This is a genomic window from Mesorhizobium oxytropidicola (genome assembly GCF_056174625.1).
Window position 1 is genome coordinate 336841 of record NZ_JBWBWK010000002.1, and the last position, 25127, is coordinate 361967.

Here is a 25127-nt window from a genome sequence, read left to right on the forward strand (position 1 = left end):
ACGCTAGACTCGGTCGCTGATTCAAGGCTGTCTTTTGGAGGCAGCGTTGGGCGCGCGGATTGGGGTATCGGACGAGGAATGGGCACTGATCGGGCCGTTGCTGCCAGCACAGCGGGGTCGAGGGTGCCGTCCGGCGCAGGATAATCGGCGCTATTTCGAAGGCATGATATGTATGGCCCGAACCGGGGCGCAATGGCGTCATCTGCCTGATGAATATGGCAAATGGAACAGTGTCTTCCGCCGATGCCGACGATGGGTCGCGACGGGGGTTCAAGCAAGAACCATTCCTCGATGGAGGGCTTCAGAATACGCCCGAACCTGACCGAGACGTGCCTCATCGACATGTATCTCTCGAACGTAAGCTGCCGGACAGCTGCTTGTGGTGGACAGCCATAATCGAGCACTGGATGTGCAGAGATCGTCGCGAACCGCGGGGGCAAGTGCTGCCGCACGCGGGGTCACAAAACGTTCGCGGCCGCTCGTCGTAAACAGTTCATCGCCGAAAAAATCGCGCAGCGGGGGCGACGGCCGCACTCATGGCCGGCTGACTGAGGTTGATGGGGCGGGCCGCCGCCGAGAGGCTGCGCTCCACCAGCAGCGCGTCGAGCACAACGAGGAGATTTAGGTCAATCCCTTTGAAACGCATGTCTTTAGCTATCCATAGCGTGGATGCCGTCAATCGAAACAAACGATTTTACCGATTCTGGAGAACGTCGCATAGGGAGAATTCAAAGAAGCCCTAAAGGAAAATCGTCGATGTTTGCGTTAGCTCCGAGGAGCATCTTCTGGTGTACGCCTTCCGGCATACGCCGAAACATCAATCAACTCGCATGTCGGTTGCGGCTTGGTTCTTCGGTGATCCGCGCAAGGTCCATCGCGTCAGCTCGACGCGACAAGCTCTCCATGCGTAGGCGCTTATCTCAAAAACAGCAATCAAGATGAGGTATTTCCATGGGCTCTGACGTACGGTGGAAGTTGTGCTGGGAAAATGAGTTGCAACTGGCCGACCATGTCGAACTCTCCGATTTCTTTCTAAAGACTTATGGACGGCATGGGGCCTTCCTCGCAAAGCCATTCGAAGGCGGCCGTAGCTGGGCCGGTGCAAGGCCGGAATTCCGCGCAATCGGTTACGACGCGCACGGCATAGCGGCTCATATTGGCATACTGCGCCGCTTCATCAAAGTTGGCGAGGTCGATCTACTGGTGGCCGAAATTGGCTTATACGGGGTCCGTCCGGATCTTGAGGGACTCGGAATCAGCTTTTCACTGAGCGTTGTGTACCCATTGCTGCAGCGGATGGGGGTTCCATTTGTGTTCGGCACGGTTCGGCAGGCAATGCGGAACCACGTTGAGAGGTTCTGCCGCGGCGGTCTGGCGAGCATTGTGTCGGGGGTTGAGGTACGGTCCACCCTCGCAAATATACATCCCTACATGCCACCTACCCGCGTCGAGGACGTGATCGTCTTCGTTGCGCCAATTGGACGCTCGATGGACGAGTGGCCGCCCGGCACCCTGATCGACCGAAACGGTCCAGAATTGTAAGCAGGACTACACATGTGAGTGCCGGGTGATGCGCTGACGCCGACCTTTGAGGACTGGCCTAACCCACATTGCATACCGCAGATCCGTCGTGTGCTGGCGCCACATCGGGTGCCGGCGACCTTCTTCGTCATCAGAGCCTACGCCGCCGATCGGCCGGAACTCAGCCCGCCCTTATGAGCATGAGCTTTGTCGGTGGCTATTTTCGCAACGCGGCCCGCAGGAGTTGAGCCGCGCCCACGTCAAACCAGCTGAAATCGAAAGGAACAGACAGAATGGCTGATCAACTCGCGACGGAAATCATTACCATAATCAAGAAACGCGTCGAATCTGAGAACTTTGCGGGAGCGTTTCGACCCATCGTCGGCGAAATAACGACGGAGACGGAAGTGACCGCGCTCGGCATCGATTCGCTGGGACTGGCGGACGTGCTCTGGGACCTCGAGCAAGCCTATGGCATTAAGATCGAAATGAACACATCGGAGGCGTGGTCGGATCTGCAGAATGTTGGCGACATCGTGAAAGCCATCCGCAGCTTGCTTGCTGAGGCAGCTTGAATGGACAGGCGGGTCGTCATCACCGGAATAGGCGGGCTGTGCGGGCTGGGCACTGATGCCCCCTCCATCTGGAAAGAGATGCGCGAAGGTCGCTCAGCAATCGGCCCGATTGTCACTTCAGAGCTTCATGGGTTGACCGGCACGATCGGTGCCGAGATCAAGACGCTCCCTGAGCACGACATCGACCGCAAGCAGCTCGTCACCATGGACCGCTTCAGCCTGCTTGCCGTGCTTGCAGCGCGGGAAGCCATGCGACAGGCCGGACTTTCCTGCGATGAACGAAATGCCTATCGCTTCGGTGCGATAGTGGGCGTCGGCGGCAGCGGCTGGGAAGCGATCGAGGCAAGCTACCGCGCTCTCCTTTTGAACGGCGCGCGCCGTGCTGGCGTCATGGACGTACCCAAGGCGATGCCGAGTGCCGCTGCCGGCCAGGTCAGCATGAGCCTCGGCCTGCGCGGGCCGGTCTTCGGCGTCACCTCCGCCTGCGCCTCTGCCAACCATGCGATTGCCTCAGCCGTAGACCAGATCAGGTGCGGCCGGGCCGACGTGATGCTTGCCGGAGGCAGCGACGCGCCATTCGTATTTTGTGTGGTGAAAGCGTGGGAAGCAATGCGCGTGATTGCGCCAGATACCTGCAGGCCCTTCTCCTCCGACAGGAGGGGCTTGGTGCTGGGCGAGGGTGCGGGGATGGCAGTGCTGGAAAGCTATGAACATGCCACTGCTCGCGGCGCAACGATTATTGCCGAGATCGCCGGCATCGGCCTTTCCGCTGATGCCTTCAACCTCGTCGCGCCGGCTGTCGAGGGGCCGGAGGCGGCGATGCGCGCCTGCCTTGCCGATGCCGGGCTGAATGCCCAGGATGTCGACTACATCAATGCGCACGGCACGGGCACCAAGGCCAATGATCGGATGGAGACGGAGGCGATCAAGCGAGTCTTCGGTGGCCACGCCAACTCGATGTCCATCTCTTCCACCAAGTCCATGCACGCGCATTGCCTCGGCGCCGCGAGCGCGCTTGAAATGATCGCCTGCGTGATGGCAATCCAAGAGGGTGTCGTGCCGCCGACCGCCAATTATCGCGAGCCAGACCCCGATTGCGATCTCGATGTCACGCCCAACGTCGCGCGCGAGCGCAAGGTCCGCGTGGCACTGAGCAACGCCTTCGCCATGGCCGGCATGAACGCAGTTCTGGCATTCAGGCAGGTGTAGGACGACATGCCGGCAAGGTCACCTTCCGTATCCCGATGTTTGCGGAATCCCCGATCGGTCCGTAGCGGCCTCCTTGTTCAGGTGGGCTGAAGGGTTGGAGTGCAAGTACTTGCAGTAGCCCAGGGAAGCAGCAGATTGAGGTGATCACGTCGGTCATCCGGCGCCTGGAATTATCGTGGCCGAGACCTCTGCGCTGCGCGAGTTCGCGGCGAGGAAGCTGCCACGAACCGAGACTTCTGGCGCGGCGATGCTGCAGCATTTGAAAAGAGCATAATAAATGTTGGAACTGACTGGCCGCAAGGCGCTCGTCACCGGCGCATCCGGGGGCATCGGCGAGGCGATCGCCAGGGTGCTGCATGCGCAAGGCGCCGTCGTCGGCCTGCACGGCACCCGCGTCGAGAAGCTGGAGACGCTGGCCGCCGAGCTTGGCGACCGGGTCAAGCTGTTCCCGGCCAATCTGTCGAACCGCGACGAGGTCAAGGCGCTCGGCCAGAAGGCGGAGGCCGATCTCGAAGGTGTCGACATCCTGGTCAACAACGCCGGCATCACCAAGGACGGCCTGTTCGTGCGCATGTCTGACGCCGACTGGGACACCGTGCTCGAAGTCAATCTGACCGCCGTGTTCAGGCTGACGCGCGAACTCACCCATCCAATGATGCGCCGCCGCCACGGCCGCATCATCAACATCACCTCGGTGGTCGGCGTCACCGGCAATCCCGGCCAGACCAACTACTGCGCCTCCAAGGCCGGCATGATCGGTTTTTCCAAGTCGCTGGCGCAGGAGATCGCCACCCGCAACATCACCGTCAACTGCGTCGCTCCGGGCTTCATCGAATCGGCGATGACCGGCAAGCTCAACGACAAGCAGAAGGAGGCGATTATGGCGGCGATCCCGACGCGCCGCATGGGCACCAGCGCTGAAGTCGCGTCCGCCGTTGCCTATCTCGCCTCCAACGAAGCCGCCTACGTCACCGGCCAGACCATCCATGTGAATGGCGGCATGGCGATGATCTGAGCACGGGCTTGACCGGAGCTTACCTGTTCCAAAACGCCCTTGCGTCACGGTCCGCGACCTGCGCAACCAGCTATCTGCCACGAAGATCTGGGATTCATCCAGCATCACCGAAGGGGCAGCAATATGCGTGATTGAGCAGATAGCCCAGCAGAGCAGCGTGATCACCCTTGGCCGTCGGCCGCCCTGATGGCCAAGAGCCGCAGGTAGTGGCGGCCGAGATTACGCGGGAGATGAGCCACAGTGCGGGTAGGCATCACGCGAGAGGTCTCCACTCTAACGAACTTAGGGGGCGAGTGCTTCCGCACGCGGTAGAATACGTTCGCGGCTGTTCATGGCAATATTTCATCGTTGAAAGAATCGTGCAGCCGCGCGACGACATGGCCGCTTGGCTTAGAGCATTTTGATAGAAGCATGCCCACGAGCGTTTGCGAGGTGGTTTGCGCATTCGGTGGATGTGGTTGTGTGGATGAGCTGGCCCATCTTCCCCCCTCGCGCGTGAGAAACTGCCAAACCGCATTACGGGACACTAAGATACCGCGTGCGGCCAGCTTCTGCCGATGCAGCGTCAGATTCGAGGTCTGCTCGATCCGCTCGATGATGATGGACGCCGATGCTCCAGAACGCTGCGGCGATGGCCACCCCAGGCCGAGCGCTACCCGTAGCTCGATAGCGCTGGACCACCCAATGCGACGCCAAAGCGCGCCGCAAGCTGGCGGGCTAGTCACGATGATTGTTCGAAAGGGCTCGTGTCATCCGATGCTTCGGCTTGCCGCGGCAGTGAGGCCGCGCCCGCCGAGCGCGCGTCGTCCACCACGAGGAGATTTACATCGAGCCGTTTGAAAACGCATGTCATCAGCTATCCAAAGCGTGGATGCGTCTGATCGAAACAAACGATTTTACCGATTTTGCAGAACGTCGCATAGGGAGAATTCAAGTAAGTCCTAAAGGAACGTTGTCGATGTTTGCCTTAGCTCCGAGGAGCACTTTCGGCTCCGAGGAGCATTTTCTGGTGTACGCCTTCCGGCATACGCCCAACATCAATCAAGTCGCATGTCGATTGCGGCTTGGTTCTTCGGTGACCCGTGCAAGGTCCATCGCGTCGACACGACGCGACAACCTCTCCATTCCATCCGACACGGTTTGGCAGGCGATGCCGAACCATGTTGCGCCAATTCGATGCTCGATGGGCGAGTGGCCGCCCGGCACCCTGATCGATCGGAGCGTTCCAAACCTATGAAAAATGTGGACTACATGTGCGAAGTGCCCAGTGACTGCGCTGACGGCACTCAAGATCGCAGCGTCTATTTGACGTTTGACGACGGGCCCAATCCAGTTTGCACACCGCAGATCCTCGATTTGTTGGCGCAACATCGGGTGCCGGCGACGTTCTTCGTCATCGGTGCCCACGCAGCAGACCAGCCGGAACTCATCCGACGAATGATTGCAGAAGGGCACGAGGTAGCCAATCACACGATGACTCATCCGGACCTGTCCAGATGCGAACCCGGCGAAGTCGAACGTGAAATAGTCGAGGCAAGCAACGCCATCAGGATGGCGTGTCCCCAGGCTACGGTGCGGCGCATGCGCGCGCCGTATGGGGTCTGGACCGAGGACGTGCTCACTACGTCGGCGCGCGCTGGATTGGCATGCGTCCATTGGTCAGTTGACCCGCGAGACTGGGCTCGCCCTGGCGTCGACGCGATTGTCGATGAGGTGCTCGCCGGTGTTGGGCCGGGCGCAATTGTGCTCTTGCACGACGGGTGGCCCGAGGAGTTGAAATCGGCCACTTACGCCAGTCTGCGTGACCAGACTGTCACGGCGCTATCCCGCCTGATTCCAGCGCTGCATCACCGCGGTTTTGTAATCCGCCCGCTCCCTCAACATCGCTGAACATACGAGATCCCATGGACCTGCTTACCACGACCAGTACTGTCGCCGTCGCGTGCTATGCACTGCTCTCGACTGTTTATAAGGGCATGCAGGCGGTTTATTCCCTGCCGCCAACCGTTGCACCGGCGTCGGAAGACCTGGTCGGCTCCGACCTCTGGCCGAGCGTGGATGTCATCATCCCCTGCTACAACGAAGGCCCGCTTACGCTCTCGGCGTGCCTAGATTCCATTGCAAACCAGGAATACGCCGGAAAGCTACGTGTCTACGTGGTTGATGACGGTTCTGGAAATCGCGACGCCGTCATTCCCGTTCACGACAATTACGCCGGCGACCCGCGATTCGACTTCATTCTGCTCCCAGAGAATGTCGGCAAGCGCAAAGCGCAGATCGCCGCGATACGTCGCTCATCTGGAGATTTGGTGCTCAACGTCGACTCGGACACGACACTTGCGTCCGACGTCATCAGGAAGCTTGCACGGAAGATGCAGGATCCAGCAATCGGCGCTGCCATGGGCCAGTTGACGGCAAGCAACCGGAGCGACACTTGGCTGACCCGATTGATCGATATGGAGTACTGGCTGGCCTGCAACGAGGAGAGAGCGGCGCAAGCCCGCTTCGGTGCTGTCATGTGCTGTTGCGGCCCATGTGCTATGTACCGCCGATCTTCGCTGCTTTCGCTGCTAGACCAGTACGAGACGCAGATGTTTCGGGGCAAGCCAAGCGACTTCGGTGAGGATCGCCATCTTACGATCCTCATGCTGGAGGCAGGCTTTCGAACCGAGTACGTTCCGGACGCTATTGCTGTAACGGTGGTCCCCGATAGGTTAGGACCTTATCTGCGCCAACAACTTCGCTGGGCACGGAGCACTTTCCGGGACACGCTGCTTGCGCTGCGCCTGTTGCCCGGCCTCGATCGCTATCTTACATTGGACGTCGTCGGACAGAATCTTGGCCCGCTACTTCTTGCCCTGTCGGTAATAGCCGGGATTGCACAGTTTGCACTGACAGCCACGCTGCCTTGGACGACAATCCTGGTTATTGCAGCAATGACCATAATTCGGTGCACCGTGACAGCATGTCGAGCTCGGCAAGCTCGATTTATCGGCTTTTCTCTGCACACTTTTATCAACATCTTTCTGTTACTCCCCTTGAAAGCCTATGCTTTGTGCACCTTGAGCAATAGTGATTGGCTTTCACGCAAGACTGCCACCCTGCCCAACGCCGACAAAAAGCAGATCATCGTCGCAAACCCGATTGCCGGAGTTGGTACAGGCAGTTCGGGAAGTGCTGAGGCAATTCGAAGAACGGATCTTCCGCGCGATTCTTCAAAGCTGGTGAACGCGGACAGCGTTTGCAGCGCCGAGTGATCGAGTGCGTTGGCTGGATGGACACGTTGTGAGCTTGGGCAACATCCATCAATTGTCAGCACGGCGATCGATTGCATCTCGACGCTAATCCGTCCGGTGAGAGCGACACACGCTTGCTTCGGCTGTGACTATCCAAAGGGGCCGTCACAATGCGATGGCCGGTTCTGCCAAGAAATATTCGCAAGTAAGCTACCGGCCGGCTGATCGGCCTCTCAAGACTGAGATAGGCACATGTCCAAAGTAGCAATCGACCTTGCCGGCGTGAAGAAGTCCTTCGGCGACAAGCTTGTTGTGAACGGGCTGTCGTTCACCGTTGCGTCGGGAGAGTGCTTCGGCTTGCTGGGGCCGAACGGTGCGGGCAAGAGCACGATTGCGCGTATGCTCCTCGGCATGACAGTGCCTGATGCGGGCAAGATCACGGTTCTTGGAGAGCCAGTGGGTGCGCGGAGCCGCTTGGCACGCAAGAGCATCGGCGTGGTTCCGCAGTTCGACAACCTTGACCAGGAATTCACCGTACGAGAGAACCTGTTGGTGTTCGGGCGCTACTTCGGCATGAGCACACGCAAGATCAAAGAGGTCATCCCGTCGCTCCTCGAGTTCGCCCGTCTTGAGAGCAAGGCGGATGCACGTGTCGGCGAACTATCCGGCGGCATGAAACGGCGTTTGACACTGGCACGTGCGCTGATCAACGACCCCCAGCTACTCGTGATGGACGAGCCGACGACCGGCCTCGACCCGCACGCGCGACACCTGATTTGGGAGCGTCTGCGTTTTCTTGCTGGGGCGCGGTAAGACGATCATTTTGACTACCCATTTTATGGAAGAGGCCGAGCGTTTATGCGATCGGCTGTGCGTTCTGGAGCATGGACGCAAACTCGCCGAAGGCAGCCCTCATGCCCTGATTGAGGAACACATCGGGTGCCAGGTGATCGAGATCTTCGGCGGGAATCCCCAGGAGTTGGTTTCGCTGATCAGGCCATACGTGCAGCGCGTCGAGGTGAGCGGCGAGACGCTCTTTTGCTATACGGCCGATCCGGAGCAGGTTCGCGTACAACTGCGCGGGCGCGCGGGTCTGCGCCTTCTGGAGCGTCCACCCAGTCTGGAGGACGTTTTCTTGCGGCTGACCGGACGCGAGATGGAGAAGTGAACGATGGGTAAAGGTTTTTCGGCGGCTCTACCCGCCAACGCTTGGAACTGGATTGCGGTATGGCGCCGCAACTATCTGGCATGGACGAAGGTCGCGCTCGCGTCGATTCTCGGTAACCTCGCCGATCCTATGATCTACCTGTTCGGACTCGGCACTGGTCTCGGAATGATGGTAGGTCGCGTTGAAGACGCGTCGTACCCTGCTTTTTTGGCAGCCGGCATGGTCGCGACAAGTGCGATGACCGCGTCCACCTTCGAAACAATTTATGCGACTTTCCCTCGCATGAACGAACAGCGGACCTGGGAAGCGATCCTGCACACACAACTTACCCTGGGCGACATCGTTCTCGGTGAGTTGGTGTGGGCAACCACAAGGGCCTTTCTGGCCGGTACGGCAATTGCGATGGTGGCCGTCATAGCGGGCTACTCAGCATGGTGGTCCGTCCTCTATGTGCTACCAGTCATCGCTCTCACTGGGTTGGCCTTTGCAAGCCTGGCGATGATCGTAACCGCGCTTGCGCCCAGTTACCACTACTTCATATTCTACCAGACGCTCTTCCTCACACCCATGTTGTTCCTGTCCGGCGCTGTCTTCCCGGTCACTCAACTGCCAAGCACCTTTCAGCACATAGCGGGCATCTTACCGCTGGCGCATTCGATCGACCTGATTCGTCCGGGCATGCTTGATCGCCCGGCTGGGGACATCGCCCTGCACATTGGTGCGCTTTGCATATACGCGGTAGTGCCGTTCTTCCTCTCGATGGTGCTGCTTCGCCGGCGCCTGCTGCGTTGATGCTACTTTCGAATACAAGAAGGAGAACGAGAGTCAGCATCGCGAACGGCTACAGCCGCGAGCGTGCTTGGCCCAGCGACTGTGAGTTGGGGACAGCAGAACACACAAGCTGAGGCGCACACGCGACTGGACGCAGCCTTCCACGCCGGTCTGCGATACCAGAACCTCATGGCGCGATCCGGCTGCATGAGCGCGGATTGCATCCGTCCGCGTCTAGAGATCACATCCAGTATTCTTGTCCTGGGCGCCCCTGAACCGTCGAAACTATCATCAGCTGGAACACACACCATGACCCACATTTCACCGACACCTGAGCCTTTTGCCATCCTTGCTATGCCAAGGACCGGGACACACTACCTGGAAGTATTGCTAAACGAGCATCCGAACATATTGAGTAACGGTGAGTTGCTCAACGAGTACGACACCAACTGGCCCGATAAGGATCGCTTGCTGCTCGGCGATCGCGAGCTCCTAGAGCTTGCTTACGTGCGCTGTCCCACTTGGAGCGACAAGACGGTGACGCATGTTGGCTGCAAGGTCAACGAACCTCAGTTTCACGATCATCCGGGCTTTTTTGCGGAACTGGCCCGTTGGCCAGGACTCAAGGTCATCCTCGTGGTCCGGAGAAACATACTGGAATCGCTAAGGTCGCTCGTGCAGGCACGGCAAAGCGGCCAATGGCTGAAGTTCAGTTCGGACAAGGATGGGGCTCCGCCACCACGGGTCAGATTGCCAATCGACGAATGCGAGGCGTACTTCAAAACCGCCGACGCTTTCTACGCTCGAGTTGCGCACGCCTTCGCGCCGTCCCACGTGCTGGTAATCGAATATGAGAGCCTTCTTCAAGAACCCGCCGCATGTTTGGGAGCGGTTTGGGATTTCTTGGGGGTTCCGGGGCTTCAGCTTTCCGGTCGCGCCATCCTTCAGCGCCAGGAAGCGCGACCGCTCGACGAAACGGTAGAGAACTTCGACGAGTTGCGGCTTCACTTCGCAGACGGACCTTATGCGAGGTTCTTTGACGTCGCTGCCGTGTGACTGGCCTTCTCAGCCAGTAGCGGGCTTGCTCCACGACGGGGCTGCCACTTGGCCGCGATTGGCATCAACTAAGGGCGTTCTTGTTGCAGACTTGCCAAGAAGGGCATGAGCGCCAACGTACTTCCTCCCGACCTGATCGACAGGCAGGATCAAGAACGTTCCCACCATCAAACCACGCTGACCAAATCAGGTCGGTTTTGACGTCCCCCTGGAGCGATTGCGCATGTTCATTCCTGTTCCCGAGACCCACGGCAGATCCATAGCCAAGGCTGTCAGTTGGCGCATCACAGGCAGTGTCGATACGTTCGCGCTGAGCTGGCTCATAACTGGAAACGTCGTTTCCGCGGGATTGATCGCCAGTGCTGAAGTTATTACAAAAATCGTGCTGTACTATCTCCACGAACGGGCATGGTCGTTCATTCCGTTTGGCCGGCGCATGATATTGCCGGCTGATTGAACAGCACACCATTGGGGCAATCTCTCGGATGTCTCAGATCGTCGCGATGACGAAAGCTGTGATCATATGGTTTCAGCAAGCGTCGAACGTCCGGCGCACATTCGCGCTTGCAAGGGCCCGCCTCGGGGATGACTGGCAGTTCTGCCCGGGGCGGCGCTTTAAGCGCCGTCAAAGGCTGGATTAGAAAGTGCCGACATGAATGTTCCTTTGACGCACCTGCAACGTCTGGAGGCCGAGTCCATCCACATCTTCCGGGAGGTTGCGGCCGCCTTCACCAAGCCGGTCATGCTCTACTCCGTTGGCAAGGATTCGTCCGTGCTGATGCATCTGGCGATGAAGGCGTTTTATCCCGCCAAGCCGCCATTCCCCTTCCTTCACGTCGACACGACGTGGAAATTCCGCGAGATGATCGCCTTTCGCGATCAGATGGCGCAGAAACTCGGCTTCGATCTGCTCGTTCATGTCAACGAAGATGGCGTTCGCGACAACATCAATCCGTTCGATCACGGTTCCAACACTCACACCCATGTGATGAAGACCGTGGCGTTGCGCCAGGCGCTCGACAAATACGGTTTCGACGCCGCCTTTGGCGGGGCCCGTCGCGACGAGGAGAAATCGCGCGCCAAGGAGCGCATATTCTCCTTCCGCAACGCGCAGCATGTGTGGGACCCGAAGAACCAACGGCCCGAGATGTGGAAGATATTCAACACCCGCATCGCATCGGGTGAATCGATCCGCGTCTTTCCGCTGTCGAATTGGACCGAGCTCGACATCTGGCAGTACATTCTGCAGGAAAACATCCCGATCGTGCCGCTCTATTTCGCCAAGCAACGGCCCGTCGTCGAGCGCGACGGCATGCTGATCCTGCGGGATGACGAGCGCATGAAACTGCGCCCCGGCGAGACTGTGGAGGACCGCCTTGTGCGGTTCCGCACGCTCGGCTGCTATCCGCTGACCGGCGCCATCGAATCGGACGCCGACACGCTGGAAGCCATCGTCGGCGAAATGCTGACGGCGCGTACCTCCGAACGGCAGGGTCGCCTGATCGACCGCGATGAAGCCGGCTCGATGGAAAGAAGAAGCGCGAGGGGTATTTCTGACCATGCGCCACATCATGGCAAAGAGCCTCGCACCCACCGACGGCGTCCGCGATTATCTGGCGGCGCAGGAGAAGAAATCGCTGCTGCGCTTCCTCACCTGCGGCTCCGTCGATGATGGCAAGTCGACGCTGATCGGGCGCCTGCTTTCCGACACCAAGCAGATTTTCGAGGACCAGCTCGCCGCGCTCGAACGCGATTCGCGCAAGCACGGCACGACCGGCGACGACATCGATTTCGCGCTTCTGGTCGATGGCCTTGAGGCCGAGCGCGAGCAAGGCATCACCATCGACGTCGCCTATCGCTTCTTCGCCACGCCGAAGCGCAAGTTCATCGTTGCCGACACGCCCGGCCACGAACAGTACACCCGCAACATGGCGACAGGCGCGTCGACCGCCGACCTGGCCATCGTGCTGATCGATGCCCGGCAAGGGGTGCTGCCGCAGACGAGACGCCATTCGATCATCGCTTCGCTACTCGGCATCCGGCACATCGTGCTGGCCGTCAACAAGATCGATCTCGTCGGCTTCGACCAGGCGGTCTTCGAACGCATCACCGAGGCCTATGGGCAATTCTCGCGGGATCTCGGCTTCCAGACCATAGTGCCGATCCCGATGTCCGCCCGCTACGGCGACAACGTCACCAGCCGCTCGGACAGCATGGCATGGTATTCCGGTCCGACGCTGATCGAGCATCTTGAAACCGTCTCGGTCGAGGAAGCAGTGGTCGAATTGCCGTTCCGTTTCCCGGTCCAGTATGTCAATCGCCCCAATCTCGACTTTCGCGGTTTTGCCGGCACGATCGCGTCCGGTTCGGTTGCACAAGGTGATGAGGTCGTCGTCGCCAAGTCCGGCAAATCCTCACGCGTCAAGCGGATCGTCTCCTATGGCGGCGACCTGGCCCAGGCCGCCGCCGGCCAGGCCATCACGCTGGTCCTTGACGACGAGGTCGAGATTTCACGCGGCAACATGCTGGTTTCGCCCGCCGCGCGGCCGCAGGTCGCCGATCAGTTCGCCGCCAACATCGTCTGGTTCGACGAACATGCGCTGCTGCCCGGCCGCTCCTACATCCTGCGCACCGAGACCGATCAGACCAGCGCCACCGTCACCGACCTGAAGTACCGGATCAACGTCAACGACTTCGCCCATGAGGCGGCCAAGTCGCTTGACATGAACGAAGTCGGCATTTGCAACATCTCGACGCGGACACCGATCGCCTTCGATACCTTCGCCGAGAACCGCACCACTGGCGCCTTCATCCTGATCGACCGCATCAGCAACGCCACGGTCGGCGCCGGCATGATCTTGCACTCGCTGCGCCGGGCCGAGAACATCCATTGGCAATCGCTCGATGTCGGCAAGCGCGTCCGTGCCGACATGAAGAACCAGCGGCCCGCCGTGTTCTGGTTCACCGGACTGTCGGGCTCCGGCAAGTCGACCATCGCCAACCTGTTCGAAAAGAAGCTGTTCGCCACCGGCCGCCACACCTACATCCTGGATGGCGACAACGTCCGTCACGGTCTCAACCGCGATCTTGGTTTCACCGACGCCGATCGCGTCGAGAACATCCGCCGCGTCGCCGAAGTGGCGCGTTTGATGGCCGATGCCGGATTGATTGTCATTGTCTCGTTCATTTCGCCGTTCAGCGCCGAGCGGCGCATGGCGCGCGAATTGATGGCCGACGGCGAATTCATCGAGGTGTTTGTCGACACGCCCTTCGAGGAATGCGCCAGGCGCGATCCGAAGGGCCTCTATGCCCGCGCGCTGAATGGCGAGATCAAGAACTTTACCGGCGTAGATTCACCCTACGAAGCGCCGGAAAAACCGGAAATCCATCTGAAGACGCTCGGCAGATCGGCCGAAGAGATGGTAGAGGCCTTGGAACTCTGGCTGATCGAGCGCGACATTGCGCAACCACTTCCTGCCGACAATGGTGGATCCATCTGATGACAAGGCAGTCCTTGCCCTGTTCGAAAGGTCGGCACTGGCCGCGAGTGGCGCCATCGGCTGTCTTTGATGCCGGATTTAGCCATGAGACGAAGGCGGACGCCTCACCCCCACCCGCAGGGATTGTTGAGCCGGGGTCGTACACATCAGTTCGATGTCGGTTGCAAACTTAAAAACAACGAAACAGCCGGAGACCACCCACCTGATCACGCAGCATCGCCCTGAACTATGCCCTTCCCGACCAGATGGATGGAGCTCGTGGGTTGCTGCCGATATCGTCATTTTTGCCGGTATGTGGCAATCGGCCATGGTTTGTGCCACAGGCTGACATAAATCCGATAGGTCGAATTCAGATCCAACAAGTGCATTGCATACGATCTCGGACCGGGAACCGTAGACTGTGTTCCAGTCTGATGCGGACGCATAAAAACGAGGAAGAAGGATGGGAGCTGGAGCCTTGACCGGGGATGTTGAACCCGAGAATGCCGAGCGCCAGCGATGGCTGGCCCTGGCGGAAAAGGCGTTGGCCGGCGCATCCTTCGAGGAAAAGCTGGTCTCGCACACCGACGACAACATCCGCATCGAACCGCTCTACGACCGCAGCACCGCAGCGGAACCGATCGTGCGCGCAAACCCGAAATTGCCCTGGATCGTCAGCCAGCGCGTCGATGATCCGGATATCGAGCGCGCCAGAGCCCAGGCCCTGGAGGACGTAGCGCAAGGCGCTACGGGATTGTCGCTTGTCTTCGAAGGGGCGCCGAACGCGTTCGGCTACGGCCTGCCCAGGACGGCGCAGGCACTGGAGACGGTGCTGGACGGTGTGCCACTCAACCGCATCCAGATCCGTATCGATGCCCATCCCTGGAGCCGCGCCGTGGCCGACTGGCTGGTGGCGTTCCTGAGCAAGCGGCGGTCGGACCCGGCAAAGCTCAACCTCTCCTTCGGCATCGATCCGGCGGCGATCTTTGCCGGAACCGGCCGGCTGCGCATGTCGATCGAGGCTTTGCAGGCCTCGATGCCGCAGTCACTGGCGCATTTCTTCTCGATGGGCGTTCCGGGCGTGCTGCTGGAGGCGGACGGCCGCGTGTTCCACAATGCCGGCGCCACGGAAGCGCAGGAGCTCGGCATCATGCTGGCCTCGGCTGTCTCCTATCTCAGAATGTTCGAGACGGCGCGGCAGCCGCTTGTCTATGCCGCACCGCATATCGGCTTCGCGCTCAGCGTCGACCAGGACCAGTTCCTGTCGGTAGCCAAGGTCAGGGCGCTGCGCAGGCTCTGGGCACGGCTGCAGGAGACCTGTTCGATCCCCAATACCACCGCCAATATCCATGCCGAGACGTCGTTTCGCATGATGACGGCGATGGACCCGGAGACCAACATCCTGCGCACCACGATTGCCTGCTTTGCCGCGGCATCTGGCGGCGCCGATTCGATCTCCATCCTGCCGCACACGATCGCGCATGGCTTGCCGGCGGGTTTTGCGCGCCGCGTTGCCCGCAACGCGCAACTGATCATGGCCAATGAAAGCCATATCGATCATGTCGCCGATCCTGCCTATGGGTCCGGCGCGGTCGAAGCGCTGACCGCGGAACTGTGCGAGCTGGCCTGGACGGAATTGCAGACGATCGAGGCCGAGGGCGGGATCTTGTCCAGCCTTCAGGGCGGGCATATCCAGAAGCGCGTTCACGCAGCGGCGGCGCGGCGCGTTGCCGCCTACCAAGCAGGCGAGCGGACCATCATCGGCACCACGCTCTATCCATCGAAGAGCGAGCGTCCGGTCGAGACGCTGGCAGCGGAACGGCGGCCGGCCTTCACCGAAGGCGTTGCCGTCTGCGAGCCGCTGTTTCCGGTCCGGATAGACCAATCAATCGGAGCCGCCTCTTGATCCCCGATTTCAGCCAGATCGGCTGGGTGCCGCCACGCCGCGCACCCATCGAGGTCAAAGGCCAGCGGATGAAGAGGGAAGGCCTTGTCAGCATTAATGCTGTCAGTCTCCACGACGCAGCCTCCGGTCAGGCGAATCGTGGCCGCGTCGTTCGCTAGCGAGCTGTAAGGGTCTACAGGCTGCATCAATGACGGCTTTGCCCTTCGATGGCGGGAACACATCCCGCACGGAGGCGACGCATGCGCCAACGACGTCCTGCTGACGCGAGCAGGGATGCAGCACGTGCTGCTGCGACAGGATTGCCAGAGTTTGCAGATCGCCGTTTCCGGCGCCTCCGTGCTCCGCCCGTTGCGGCTATGCGTCGACGCCATCGTGCCTACGCGGCGTCTGAAGTACCATCCTGCTGCCCTCCGGTGACTAAATGACATCCACGGCGGCAGCCGCCCGATGGCCAGTGCCTCGCCAGCCGGTCGCTGTCACGGCCGATGGTGATCACTGTCGATGTTCAAGCAGGCGATCAAGGACACGGTTGCCACCAGGGTATCGCCAGACACGCTGCCCCACGACTGCAGCTTGTATCTGCTTCCGAAATTGAATGATCTCCATTTTCGACGATTTCGTTTCGCCCGCACGGCCAGCGAGCCGCCGCCGGCAGAGAGTGCGTTCGCTTACCGCTGCCTCCATTCGGCGAGGAACGAACCCACCGGTAACAGCTTATCGCGGACATAGACCCTAAGCCGCGCGATGATGACCGGCTTGGACCGGTTTGATGCTGCGTGGTCCACATCCGCAGCGCTGATGGCCCGCATCAATACAATCGATTTGCCCTATCTTTCGAAATGCTGGAAAGCATCGTTCTTTCACTCCTAATCTGGTACCACCTAAGGACCGGGCAATGCCTTACGAAGCTATTTTTAGCCTTGGATCTGACTGCACTCCTGCGACGCAAATCAGACGCTATTTCAAACGGCGCCCGAGCAGCTGTTTTGATTGGATTGTGACACCTATAGCCTCCATCGAGGAAATATTGGCAGATGATGGAGCGCGATTTGGGCTTCGTGTATCAGCCTGCTTCAATGGGACGTCAGCTTTTTGCGAGAATTACGGGGTAGTTTACCACCATGAATTCGATCGGACCACGTCCAACGCAGTGATATTCACGCCGGAAGCGTTACGGTCCTGCCGAGAGAAGCTGATTTACAAATACAATAAGATGCTTGACATCGCTCGGACACGAAAGACGTTGTTTGTGCGTTATGTCTCCGCGACGGATGCTCCGGGGGATCAGCAGATGGGAAAGACGTTTGGCGTAGACGATCTCCAGGAGATGGTCACTCTACTTGAGAAAAAATTGGGACACTCAAGGTTCCATGTGGCCTATTTCCGCGCCAACGGGAATGCATATGATAAGTCGAAGTTCACAGGGCCAGTCCCGGAGCGCTGCAGTATCCATCAGGAGAACCATGTTCCTGATCAACTGGGCGAGGTTGAGGTATGGAACGTGTTCTTCTCGAAAATGGGACTTTCGCCAGACCGTCCACCGCTGCTGTAATCCAAGAGTTGACCAGAAGCATCCTTCGCGGCCATCCAAGAGGGATAGTCGGCGCGCGTCGATGTGGAACGGATCCTCGACCTCGCCGAAACGATCGGTTTTCGATCCACATGAAATATTGCGCATGTTGGGCGAAGATTTCGAGTACAGGATCAATCAAGCCCCCAAGCCCCACTATCGCAAACCCGTCCTATTAACGTTGGCGGGCGCCCGCGCGCCTGATGACGCGCGGCGGGCTCTCGTGAACCGAGCCCGCTTCATTAGCTCTGCTCACGGCGGTCTCGGCCCTTCGGGCTTTGATCCCTGGCCATAACAACCCTTTGGTTGTCCAGCGGAGCTGCTTTCGTGTCACCCCGAGGAACACCGAGCCAAGGCAGTTTGACCGTACGATCGCGGACATCGTGGCCGCCCATAACGGGCGCTACAACATCGACATCCATCTCAAGCATGATCCGTCGGTCACCGAACCTTTCGCCGAAACGCAACGTCCGGCGCCTTGAAGCGATCCGCCACGCCACAGGTGGAGTGAAGCGCGAGCTTGACGGCACCTGGGTCATCGGGCCGGACCATCCCAAACGCGTCGTCGTCTACGAGCGTCAGCGTGCCAGGGAAGAACCTGTCACGGTCGAGAAGCTCTCCTCATTGTCGCTTGAGCAACAGATTGGTTTCGACGGCGCCACCTGGATTGACCGCGAGCTGGTCTGTGACAGACCGGAGGCTTTGCATGGCTCGGGTTTCGGCCGTGATGTGCGGGCGGCGCAGGCACGCAGGCGGCAGTGGCTGCTCGTGCAGGGTCTCGCGAGTGAAGAGCAGAACCGGATAGTTTATCGCGCCAACATGATTTCGATCCTGCGTCAGCGTGAGCTGAACCGTGTTGTCGGTCAGCTTTCGCAGGAACTTGGGCTCTCGTATGCCGAAGCCCGGGCAGGAGATCGAATAGAGGGTACGCTGCGCCGATCGGTTGAGCTCGCCTGCGGCAAATATGCCGCGATCGAGAGGTCGCGCGAGCTCACGCTGGTGCCATGGCGGCCGGTGCTCCAGCGGCCCATCGGCAAGGAGGTTTCTGGCGTGGTTCAGCGCGAGGGTATCTCCTGGAACACCGGTCGGCAAAGGGGTGGGCCCAGCGTTTCATGACGACGCATGCAACGCCCGATCGACCCGTCGCGCCGCGAAGCGCGGCGGGTTTTTCTCCTGAGCACTTGTTTTTGATCGCGGGACGTTTGCTGCCGTAGTGTCCAGCCTGGACCTTGCAATAGCGCCCAACTATCGATTGTGCTCGACGGAGCCTGCAGCGAAGGGGGGTGTCATGCCGATTTCGTCGAAATGCTCGCGCAATCCGCCGTCTTCAATCCCTCCGATCTGGCGTTGCTGGGGTGCGTCTTCGATCATTAGACGTTGAGGGCCAATCTGCGCAATCTGCGTGAGGTGCTCGCGTCCCGGATCGTTCAGGAGGCCCGTATCGCCGAGATTTGCTGTCTCGCCGCCGGATGATCGAGGACGTCGCCCAAACGCGTCCTGGCCCCATCCACTGGGTGGATGACAGTTATCCCAATAATCGATTTTACCAGTCGTACCGAATTCCCCTAGGAGGCTCTGAATAGAAACGGCCGGGCGGGTGTCCTTCCGGTCGACCCAGGCTGCCGGGAGAAATCGGAGACGAGCATGTGCGGGATTGTTGGCATCGTTGGGCAACAGCCAGTGTCGGAGCGGTTGGTCGACGCGTTGAAGCGTCTGGAATATCGCGGCTATGACTCAGCCGGCGTTGCGACGATCACCGAGGGCGCCTTGCACTGCCGGCGCGCCGAGGGCAAGCTCGTCAATCTCGAGGCGAGGCTGAAGGAAGAGCCGCTGGGCGGCACCATTGGCATCGCCCACACGCGCCGGGCAACTCATGGGGCACTGACTGAACGCAACGCGCATCCGCACTTTAGCGATGGTGTGGCCGTCGTCCATAACGGCATTATCGAGAATTTCGCCGAGTTGAAGGACGAATTGGCGGCTGCGGGGGCTGCCGGCAGTCGACGAGATAGTCGCGCCGATGATTTTCTCGGTGCCGATACAGCTTCTTGCCTACCACACGGCGCTGGTCATGGGCACAGATGTCGACTAGCCGCGCCATCTCGCAAAATCGGTCACCGTCGAATGATTGTGGGAGCTGACATGGCTGACTGGTCCGGCGCCCTCTATGTCAAATTCGAGGATGAGCGAACGCGGCCGGCGCGCGAATTCGGCGCCCACGCGAGAGCCCCAGCGCCTGCGGATGGGACGGACTGAAACATGCATCGCGTCATCATCAGCGGCATTGGCGTTGAAATCCCCGAACCCACGATCACCAACGAAGAACTGGTCGCCAGCTTCAATGCCTGGGTCGAAATGGAGAATGCGCGCCGCCAGGGCACCGACGAGCCGCTGCTACCGAAGTCGGACAGCGACTTCATCGTCCACGCCTCGGGCGTGCGCACCCGCCATGTGATCGAGCGCGAAGGCATTCTCGACCCGACCCGCATGGCCCCGCGCATTCCGGCGCGGCCCGACGATGCGCTGTCGCTGGAGGCAGAGTTCGGCATCGCTTCGGCAAGGAAAGCCCTTGATCATGCCGGGCTGAAGCCGTCCGATATCGATCTGGTGATCTGCTCGGCCTCGCATCACCAGCGGCCTTATCCGGCGATCGCCATCGAAATGCAGCAAGTGTTGGGGACAAAGGGCGCCGGCTTCGACATGGGGCTTGGCTGTTCTTCGGCGGCGGCCGCCCTGCACATCGCCGTCAACCTTGTGCGGTCGGGCGCGCACAAGCGCATTCTGGTGACGACGCCGGAGATCATCACCGGCCATCTCAATTTCCGCGACCGGCAGACGCATTTCATCTTCGGCGACGCGTCCGTGTCCATGGTGGTGGAGGGTCTTGCCCAAGGCGAGAAGCGGCCGGGACGATTCGAAGTGCTCGACACGCGCATCTGGACGCAGATGTCGAACAACATCCGCACCAATCTGGGCTACCACACCCGCACCGCCCAGGATGATCCTTACATGATCAATCTGGAAGGTAATCTGATCAAGCAGGTCGGCAACAAGGTGTTCAAGGAAGTCACCGTCGCCGGGCAGAAGTTCATCGTCGAATTCCTCGCCGAGCACGGGCTGACGCCGCAGGCGGTCAGGCGCTTCTGGCTGCATCAGGCCAATGCGCGCATGAACGCGATGATCCTGAAACTGGCCTTCGGCCACGAGGTCGACCACGACCGTGCGCCGATGGTCCTCGATCGGCTCGGCAACACCGCCGGCGCCGGCGCCATCATCGCGCTATCGGAGAACCACGCCGACATGAAGCCCGGCGATTTCGGCCTGATCTGCGCGTTTGGCGCGGGGTATTCGATAGGCGGCGCGCTGCTGAGGATGCTCTAAAATCGGCGGTTTCAGGCTGGTGTGCGAACGGCATCAGCGTGGGCACCGCTCCTCCAGTCTTGCCTTCATGCAGCTTGCGGATCGTCAGATCCTCGCCTGTCGTCTTTGCATCATGTGGATCATCTCGATCCCCGTCCAGCGTGCCGATCGCGCTGGCGCGTGATTGAAACCGAGCATGGGCCGTACACGACACTTGATGCGCCGATGGTCCTGCTCGACCGATTGTTGAGGTATTGGCTCTGCGGATCTGGATCGGCGTCAGTCTGAGCCGCGAACGGTCCCGGAGGGGGGTGGTTGTGTTGTAGGAAACAATGGCCGCCCGATTGGTCCGCATGCCATTTGCCGGTCACGGCACGCTTGCGCCCATTGAAGCGTTTCAGCAGCGAGAAGCGAACGACCCAGCGATAGATCGTCGAATGATCGATGGCCTGATGCCACGCTCGGGCCATCATTTCCTTCATTGCCAAGGCTCAAGCCGTAGGCCAGATACCAGCGAACGCAAAGCAGGATGGCGGACTGGTCGAAATGGCGACCGTTGAACATCTGAACTTCTCCAGCGAAACACCGGAGGCCATGCCATGCCTCTGGTTGCCGAAAACTTAGCAACCCATCCGTCTTGACGGGAACGTTGTCGTCGTCAGGTTCTCGACAGCTTGCCTGTGTCAAATCCAAGCCCAGCTTCAAACGGGCTTGTATTGCTAAAAGTGAGAACGGATGGACTTCACCTCGACCAAGCGGGTGCGTGGACAATCGAACAGGGCTTGCCCGCAAGAGAGCTCACCCGCGGCTCCGTCCGCAGGTGCGGCGGCCTTTGAGCGGCAACTGAGCGAGATCGCCAATACAGATGAAGGTGGTTGAGCAATGCCGGCCGGCTCGGCGCCGCAGCCGGCTCAGTCAACTCAGTTTTTGAAAAGGGTCAGCAAGCGCCCTCTTCATTTCAGGGATCAAGACTTTATTTTCAGTCTTGAGGAGGCCCTCATCAAAGGCGGGGCCTCCGAGCCCACCGCCAAGAATAATGTAAGTACTCTTCTCCGCTATGGCCACTGGCTCTTCGCAAATAATAAAGATCCCGTGAAGGATCGGCTCGACAAGCAGTCGCTGACCGATGATGCGCGCGAATTCATCGGAAAGGGTAATCCCTCGAGGCTGCTTACGGCAATAAGTCATCTCCGGACCTCGCAGTCGACGGGGGGAATCGTGCCGATCGCAGGCCGCGCTGAGTTGACTCCGTATCCGGAGGACGCGGCTATCATCGAAGAGTACAGGAAGGAAGCAGGGACAAACACCGGCGGTACGAATGCAACTGCTCTTAAGAGCTTCAGTGACTACCTAAGTCAAAGCAACAAAAAGGGCATTGCTGGTCGGCTTTCCGGCAACGCATTGGATGGAGATGTCAAGGGCTATAAGCAGGACGCCGGTGGTCATCGGAACATCGGTGCCGCACTGGCTCATCCACCTACCAGGTGAACGCATTGCCATTGGAAGGGCGGCCCGTTATGCGGGAGAGAGAGGGAGAATACATCCCAAGGCTGCATGCGGAGACTAGCGGGATCGGAGGCGCCACTGCGCAGCACAGTGCCCCGCATGAAGCTATCGCTTTGCCACCCATGGAAGATTACGATCAGGATCTGCTTTGGGGGGGATTGGATAAGGCCGGCCCACAGCCATTTCTCGGGTCAAGCGACCATCATCAGCCGCCGGATTCCGCAGAAGCCTTTCATCCTTCGAACTGGCGCAACGACCACCAGTCGGCCGCGGACGAGTTGGCCGGGAGCAACGTCCTGCCAAGCCGGCAGGACGGCGGGTTTGAGGCAATGGTTCATCAGAACCCGCCCACATCATTCGAGCTCAACGCTTGGGTTCCATCGCCTGACTTTCCGCCGCTGTTTGCCGGGCCAGTACCGGGTCGTTACCAGGGCGCTCGACAGCCCGGCTCGCCGCAGGAGCTTTCTCCCGTGCCAGCCTCCTCGGACGATGAAGCTTTGGCGTGGCTGAGCGAGGAGTTGGTGCGGCGGCGGATGCAAGACCCGGCATCGCCATCAACTGCCAGAGCTCAGGATCTCTATCCTGGCTTTGAAGCATTGGTTGATCCAGATCCGGCTGAGTTAGGTTACAATGCTCACTTTGCGCCGGCGCCTTCTGCGAGAGCTCCCTCAGACATCTACGGCGATCTTGATTCTCTAGTTGATTTGCCGTCCACACCGGTCGACTTGCGCGACGATGCTCATTCTGCACCGGTGCGTCCGCGCGGGCAGATGGTCGAGACGGAGTGGCAGCAGATGATGCAAGGGACAGGGTCCGCCGCCGTATTGAGGCAGGGAGGCCCCGATGACGTTCAGCTCATCCATCACACTCGACCTCGGCCCATGAGTGAAGCTGCGCCAGCGGCACCGGCAAGGGCTCCAGGTCCCGGCTGGCCAGTCACCGCCAAGCTGCCAGACACCTACCGCGGGCTTCCCGTGGTTGATGTGACTACGTCCACGACCACCTCCTCCGATGCCCAGATCGGGGCGTTGGATCCGACAGCCTCGTCCAATGTCACCAACGGGTCGGTGCTCGGCGCCGCCGAGTGGCTGAGCGACGCCCATGTGCAGAGGGATTACGATTTCGTAGAGCAGCAGCTGCAGGGGATCAATCCGACGCTCGCCGCCCGGACACGGCTAGTCAGTCCGTCGGTATCCCATCTACTGCGCCATATGGAGCCGCAAAACGCGCGAGGCACATTGCAGTCCATCTATAATCAAAACGACGCCCCAGCCGACTTCCTGTTCCTGCCATTGAACAATGGCACTCCCAATAGCCCCGGCACCCATTGGTCGCTGCTGCTCGTTGATCGCCGCAACCCGGAAAGGCGGTTCGCCTATCACTACGACTCCCTTCAGCGAGAGGGATACAACGACGTGCCTGCAAGACAACTCGCAAGACTGCTGAACGCCACCTTGACGCCAGCCCGCATGCCGCGACAGCCGAACGGTTACGATTGCGGCGTCTTTGTGCTGGAAGGCACGTGGGCGCTGGTTGGACGATTGGTGGACGGGCAGCGGCCGGATCACGAGCCGCTGCACCTCGACAACCTCATCGCCGATCGGCAGGCGCTGCAAAACCGGCTGATCGGGCGCTTGCCGCACGAGGAGGAGCCGCGGCAGCTGTTGGATGATGAACCCGCTTCCCCACCAATGATGGCATTCGAGCCAGGGGAACTCCGGCAGCTGTTGGATGATGAACCCGCCTCCCCACCAATGATGGCATTCGACCCAGCGGAACTCCGGCTACTGTTGGATGATGAGCCTGCCTCCTCTACGCCAAGAGTTAATTCGACTCCACATGCGCGAACGGACGGTGTTCATCAGTCAACCCAGGCGCCGTGGCTCCCTGAACGCAAAAGATCAGCATGAAGTCGAATTGAAACGTTTTGCCCAAGCAACTGCGATCGCCTCGCTCTGGACGGTAACCGTTACGTCGGCGAACGAAGGGCTGTGGATCACAGGGCAGGCAAACCCTTCCTGTAGAAGCGCAGGCCCGGTCCGAACTGAACTATGGTGGCAAGCAGCAAGAACACGTACAGCGCCTGCTGCCCGACATTGCCGGGAAGATGTGGTCTGTGGTTGGACCGCTCCCAAGCTGATCGACCTCGCCGCATCGGCACAGACGCCGACACGATTTACGCCGCGACTGAAGGAGGCCTGTCGGTCAGTAGGAACGGAGGCCTGATCTGGGAAACGGTCGTCGATGGCGCGCCCGTCAATCTCGGAGCTGACGGCCGACGGTTCCGTCTAGGCCCTCCGTGCCCTTTATCGCCGATAATATAATGGAGACCTTCGACCACGGCCGATCCGAGGAGGTCTTCAAACTGTTTGGTGAGATGGCATGTGCCGGTCAGGTGATCTACCTGACGCATAACCGACACCTGTGCGAGATCGCCAAGGCAGCTATTCCCAGCGTGACGATCCATGAGCTCGGCCAGTTGTGCTCGTTTTCCGTTGGTGCAAATGCTCGCCTTGGGGTCAATCCAAGCGTATCAGCAGAAATGGCAGCCAAGCCTACAGGACGTCTGGTGCGAAGAAGCAAACCTCGTGATCGCGAAGACAAAGGCTGAACCGCGCGGGATCAAAAGCAGCCTGGAGCGATACACAGCTACGCGTGGACCGAAGTCTCTGCAGCAGGTCTCTCGACCAAAGTCGCCTTAACTCGCTGCTCCAACTTGCTCCGGACACCGAGGTCAACCTGTAGCGGTCTCGAG

Annotated in this window: 21 protein-coding genes and 7 pseudogenes; 24 read left to right on the forward strand and 4 right to left on the reverse strand. The window is 59.9% G+C overall.

What is annotated here, in order from left to right; all coding sequences use genetic code 11:
* Positions 1-97: 97 nt before the first annotated feature.
* Entirely contained in the window at positions 98-322 is a 225-nt protein-coding gene (locus tag AC0V8S_RS36985) for a transposase (protein WP_475439168.1), read from the forward strand.
* Here AC0V8S_RS36985 and AC0V8S_RS36990 read toward each other — a convergent pair.
* Positions 270-646: pseudogene (locus tag AC0V8S_RS36990) on the reverse strand (helix-turn-helix domain-containing protein); the annotation flags it as partial. The gene AC0V8S_RS36985 and the pseudogene AC0V8S_RS36990 overlap by 53 nt on opposite strands.
* 305 nt (positions 647-951) lie before the next feature.
* On the opposite strand from AC0V8S_RS36990, the gene AC0V8S_RS36995 reads away from it, so the two are divergent.
* The 5 genes from AC0V8S_RS36995 (at position 952) to fabG (ending at position 4320) form a co-directional block, all read left to right on the forward strand.
* Positions 952-1542 (forward strand): NodA family N-acyltransferase, encoded by a 591-nt coding sequence (locus tag AC0V8S_RS36995; protein ID WP_183455235.1) that lies wholly within the window; start codon positions 952-954, stop codon positions 1540-1542.
* A gap of 18 nt (positions 1543-1560) precedes the next feature.
* Positions 1561-1719 carry a polysaccharide deacetylase family protein gene (locus AC0V8S_RS37000; RefSeq protein WP_475439125.1) on the forward strand — a complete coding sequence of 53 codons (159 nt, stop codon included), beginning with the start codon at positions 1561-1563 and terminating at the stop codon, positions 1717-1719.
* A 95-nt stretch (positions 1720-1814) separates the two neighbouring features.
* Positions 1815-2096: an acyl carrier protein gene (locus AC0V8S_RS37005; protein ID WP_183465610.1), complete on the forward strand. Its 282-nt coding sequence runs from the start codon at positions 1815-1817 to the stop codon at positions 2094-2096.
* Complete coding sequence (locus AC0V8S_RS37010) at positions 2097-3305, forward strand: beta-ketoacyl-[acyl-carrier-protein] synthase family protein (protein ID WP_183465611.1); 1209 nt, start codon at positions 2097-2099, stop codon at positions 3303-3305. It abuts the gene before it with no gap.
* Between the two features lie 277 nt (positions 3306-3582).
* Positions 3583-4320, forward strand: coding sequence for a 3-oxoacyl-[acyl-carrier-protein] reductase (gene fabG, locus AC0V8S_RS37015; protein ID WP_475439126.1), 738 nt, complete (start codon positions 3583-3585; stop codon positions 4318-4320).
* A gap of 485 nt (positions 4321-4805) precedes the next feature.
* Here the strand turns inward: fabG and AC0V8S_RS37020 are convergent.
* Positions 4806-4995, reverse strand: a pseudogene (locus tag AC0V8S_RS37020) (IS630 family transposase); the annotation flags it as partial.
* A gap of 196 nt (positions 4996-5191) precedes the next feature.
* On the opposite strand from AC0V8S_RS37020, the gene AC0V8S_RS37025 reads away from it, so the two are divergent.
* From AC0V8S_RS37025 to AC0V8S_RS37085, 13 genes and pseudogenes are all read left to right on the forward strand, one after another.
* Entirely contained in the window at positions 5192-5557 is a 366-nt protein-coding gene (locus AC0V8S_RS37025) for a hypothetical protein (protein WP_475439127.1), read from the forward strand.
* Entirely contained in the window at positions 5554-6210 is a 657-nt protein-coding gene (nodB, locus tag AC0V8S_RS37030; RefSeq protein ID WP_475439128.1) for a chitooligosaccharide deacetylase NodB, read from the forward strand. The genes AC0V8S_RS37025 and nodB overlap by 4 nt, the downstream gene beginning before the upstream one ends.
* Before the next feature lie 14 nt (positions 6211-6224).
* Complete coding sequence (nodC, locus tag AC0V8S_RS37035) at positions 6225-7577, forward strand: chitooligosaccharide synthase NodC (RefSeq protein ID WP_258598495.1); 1353 nt, start codon at positions 6225-6227, stop codon at positions 7575-7577.
* Positions 7578-7808: 231 nt separating this feature from the next.
* A pseudogene (gene nodI / locus AC0V8S_RS37040) lies at positions 7809-8724 on the forward strand (nodulation factor ABC transporter ATP-binding protein NodI).
* Between the two features lie 3 nt (positions 8725-8727).
* Positions 8728-9516, forward strand: a complete 789-nt coding sequence (locus AC0V8S_RS37045) for an ABC transporter permease (protein ID WP_475439129.1) — start codon at positions 8728-8730, stop codon at positions 9514-9516.
* Between the two features lie 288 nt (positions 9517-9804).
* Positions 9805-10551: a sulfotransferase gene (locus AC0V8S_RS37050; RefSeq protein WP_475439130.1), complete on the forward strand. Its 747-nt coding sequence runs from the start codon at positions 9805-9807 to the stop codon at positions 10549-10551.
* Positions 10552-10774: 223 nt separating this feature from the next.
* Complete coding sequence (locus AC0V8S_RS37055) at positions 10775-11008, forward strand: DUF2061 domain-containing protein (protein ID WP_475439131.1); 234 nt, start codon at positions 10775-10777, stop codon at positions 11006-11008.
* A 195-nt stretch (positions 11009-11203) separates the two neighbouring features.
* Positions 11204-12108: pseudogene (gene cysD / locus AC0V8S_RS37060) on the forward strand (sulfate adenylyltransferase subunit CysD).
* 2 nt (positions 12109-12110) lie between these two features.
* Positions 12111-14051: a sulfate adenylyltransferase subunit CysN gene (gene cysN, locus AC0V8S_RS37065; protein WP_475439132.1), complete on the forward strand. Its 1941-nt coding sequence runs from the start codon at positions 12111-12113 to the stop codon at positions 14049-14051.
* Positions 14052-14493: 442 nt separating this feature from the next.
* Positions 14494-15936, forward strand: a complete 1443-nt coding sequence (locus AC0V8S_RS37070) for a methylmalonyl-CoA mutase subunit beta (protein WP_475439133.1) — start codon at positions 14494-14496, stop codon at positions 15934-15936.
* Between the two features lie 895 nt (positions 15937-16831).
* Positions 16832-17488, forward strand: a complete 657-nt coding sequence (locus AC0V8S_RS37075; RefSeq protein WP_475439134.1) for a hypothetical protein — start codon at positions 16832-16834, stop codon at positions 17486-17488.
* A 320-nt stretch (positions 17489-17808) separates the two neighbouring features.
* Positions 17809-17988 (forward strand): DUF3363 domain-containing protein, encoded by a 180-nt coding sequence (locus AC0V8S_RS37080; protein WP_475439135.1) that lies wholly within the window; start codon positions 17809-17811, stop codon positions 17986-17988.
* Entirely contained in the window at positions 17936-18622 is a 687-nt protein-coding gene (locus AC0V8S_RS37085; protein WP_475439136.1) for a DUF3363 domain-containing protein, read from the forward strand. Before AC0V8S_RS37080 ends, AC0V8S_RS37085 begins: the two co-directional genes overlap by 53 nt.
* 129 nt (positions 18623-18751) lie before the next feature.
* Here the strand turns inward: AC0V8S_RS37085 and AC0V8S_RS37090 are convergent, their stop codons facing one another.
* Positions 18752-19180, reverse strand: coding sequence for a hypothetical protein (locus AC0V8S_RS37090; RefSeq protein ID WP_475439196.1), 429 nt, complete (start codon positions 19178-19180; stop codon positions 18752-18754).
* Between AC0V8S_RS37090 and AC0V8S_RS37095 the strand changes: the two are divergent.
* Both AC0V8S_RS37095 and AC0V8S_RS37100 read left to right on the forward strand, forming a co-directional pair.
* Positions 19151-19498 (forward strand): annotated as a pseudogene (locus AC0V8S_RS37095) (glutamine--fructose-6-phosphate transaminase (isomerizing)); the annotation flags it as partial. The gene AC0V8S_RS37090 and the pseudogene AC0V8S_RS37095 overlap by 30 nt on opposite strands.
* Before the next feature lie 267 nt (positions 19499-19765).
* On the forward strand, positions 19766-20887 hold the full coding sequence (locus tag AC0V8S_RS37100) for a beta-ketoacyl-ACP synthase III (protein ID WP_475439137.1): 1122 nt from the start codon (positions 19766-19768) through the stop codon (positions 20885-20887).
* 84 nt (positions 20888-20971) lie between these two features.
* Here AC0V8S_RS37100 and AC0V8S_RS37105 read toward each other — a convergent pair.
* Positions 20972-21430: pseudogene (locus AC0V8S_RS37105) on the reverse strand (DDE-type integrase/transposase/recombinase).
* A gap of 318 nt (positions 21431-21748) precedes the next feature.
* Between AC0V8S_RS37105 and AC0V8S_RS37110 the strand changes: the two are divergent.
* The 3 genes and pseudogenes from AC0V8S_RS37110 to AC0V8S_RS37120 all read left to right on the forward strand — a co-directional run.
* Complete coding sequence (locus tag AC0V8S_RS37110) at positions 21749-22354, forward strand: hypothetical protein (protein ID WP_475439138.1); 606 nt, start codon at positions 21749-21751, stop codon at positions 22352-22354.
* Positions 22355-22494: 140 nt separating this feature from the next.
* Complete coding sequence (locus tag AC0V8S_RS37115; protein ID WP_475439139.1) at positions 22495-24282, forward strand: Ulp1 family isopeptidase; 1788 nt, start codon at positions 22495-22497, stop codon at positions 24280-24282.
* 380 nt (positions 24283-24662) lie between these two features.
* A pseudogene (locus AC0V8S_RS37120) lies at positions 24663-24845 on the forward strand (hypothetical protein); the annotation flags it as partial.
* Positions 24846-25127: the final 282 nt, after the last annotated feature.

Coding starts and splice junctions, on each gene's coding strand:
- AC0V8S_RS37100 (WP_475439137.1), top strand. CDS start 19,766: ATGCATCGCGTCATCATCAGCGGCATTGGCGTTGAAATCCCCGAACCC.
- AC0V8S_RS37115 (WP_475439139.1), top strand. CDS start 22,495: ATGGAAGATTACGATCAGGATCTGCTTTGGGGGGGATTGGATAAGGCC.
- AC0V8S_RS37075 (WP_475439134.1), top strand. CDS start 16,832: ATGCCTTACGAAGCTATTTTTAGCCTTGGATCTGACTGCACTCCTGCG.
- AC0V8S_RS37010 (WP_183465611.1), top strand. CDS start 2,097: ATGGACAGGCGGGTCGTCATCACCGGAATAGGCGGGCTGTGCGGGCTG.
- AC0V8S_RS37070 (WP_475439133.1), top strand. CDS start 14,494: ATGGGAGCTGGAGCCTTGACCGGGGATGTTGAACCCGAGAATGCCGAG.
- AC0V8S_RS37005 (WP_183465610.1), top strand. CDS start 1,815: ATGGCTGATCAACTCGCGACGGAAATCATTACCATAATCAAGAAACGC.
- AC0V8S_RS37110 (WP_475439138.1), top strand. CDS start 21,749: ATGCCGGCCGGCTCGGCGCCGCAGCCGGCTCAGTCAACTCAGTTTTTG.
- AC0V8S_RS36995 (WP_183455235.1), top strand. CDS start 952: ATGGGCTCTGACGTACGGTGGAAGTTGTGCTGGGAAAATGAGTTGCAA.
- AC0V8S_RS37085 (WP_475439136.1), top strand. CDS start 17,936: ATGATCCGTCGGTCACCGAACCTTTCGCCGAAACGCAACGTCCGGCGC.
- AC0V8S_RS37055 (WP_475439131.1), top strand. CDS start 10,775: ATGTTCATTCCTGTTCCCGAGACCCACGGCAGATCCATAGCCAAGGCT.
- fabG (WP_475439126.1), top strand. CDS start 3,583: ATGTTGGAACTGACTGGCCGCAAGGCGCTCGTCACCGGCGCATCCGGG.
- cysN (WP_475439132.1), top strand. CDS start 12,111: ATGCGCCACATCATGGCAAAGAGCCTCGCACCCACCGACGGCGTCCGC.
- AC0V8S_RS37045 (WP_475439129.1), top strand. CDS start 8,728: ATGGGTAAAGGTTTTTCGGCGGCTCTACCCGCCAACGCTTGGAACTGG.
- nodB (WP_475439128.1), top strand. CDS start 5,554: ATGAAAAATGTGGACTACATGTGCGAAGTGCCCAGTGACTGCGCTGAC.
- nodC (WP_258598495.1), top strand. CDS start 6,225: ATGGACCTGCTTACCACGACCAGTACTGTCGCCGTCGCGTGCTATGCA.
- AC0V8S_RS37050 (WP_475439130.1), top strand. CDS start 9,805: ATGACCCACATTTCACCGACACCTGAGCCTTTTGCCATCCTTGCTATG.
- AC0V8S_RS37025 (WP_475439127.1), top strand. CDS start 5,192: ATGCGTCTGATCGAAACAAACGATTTTACCGATTTTGCAGAACGTCGC.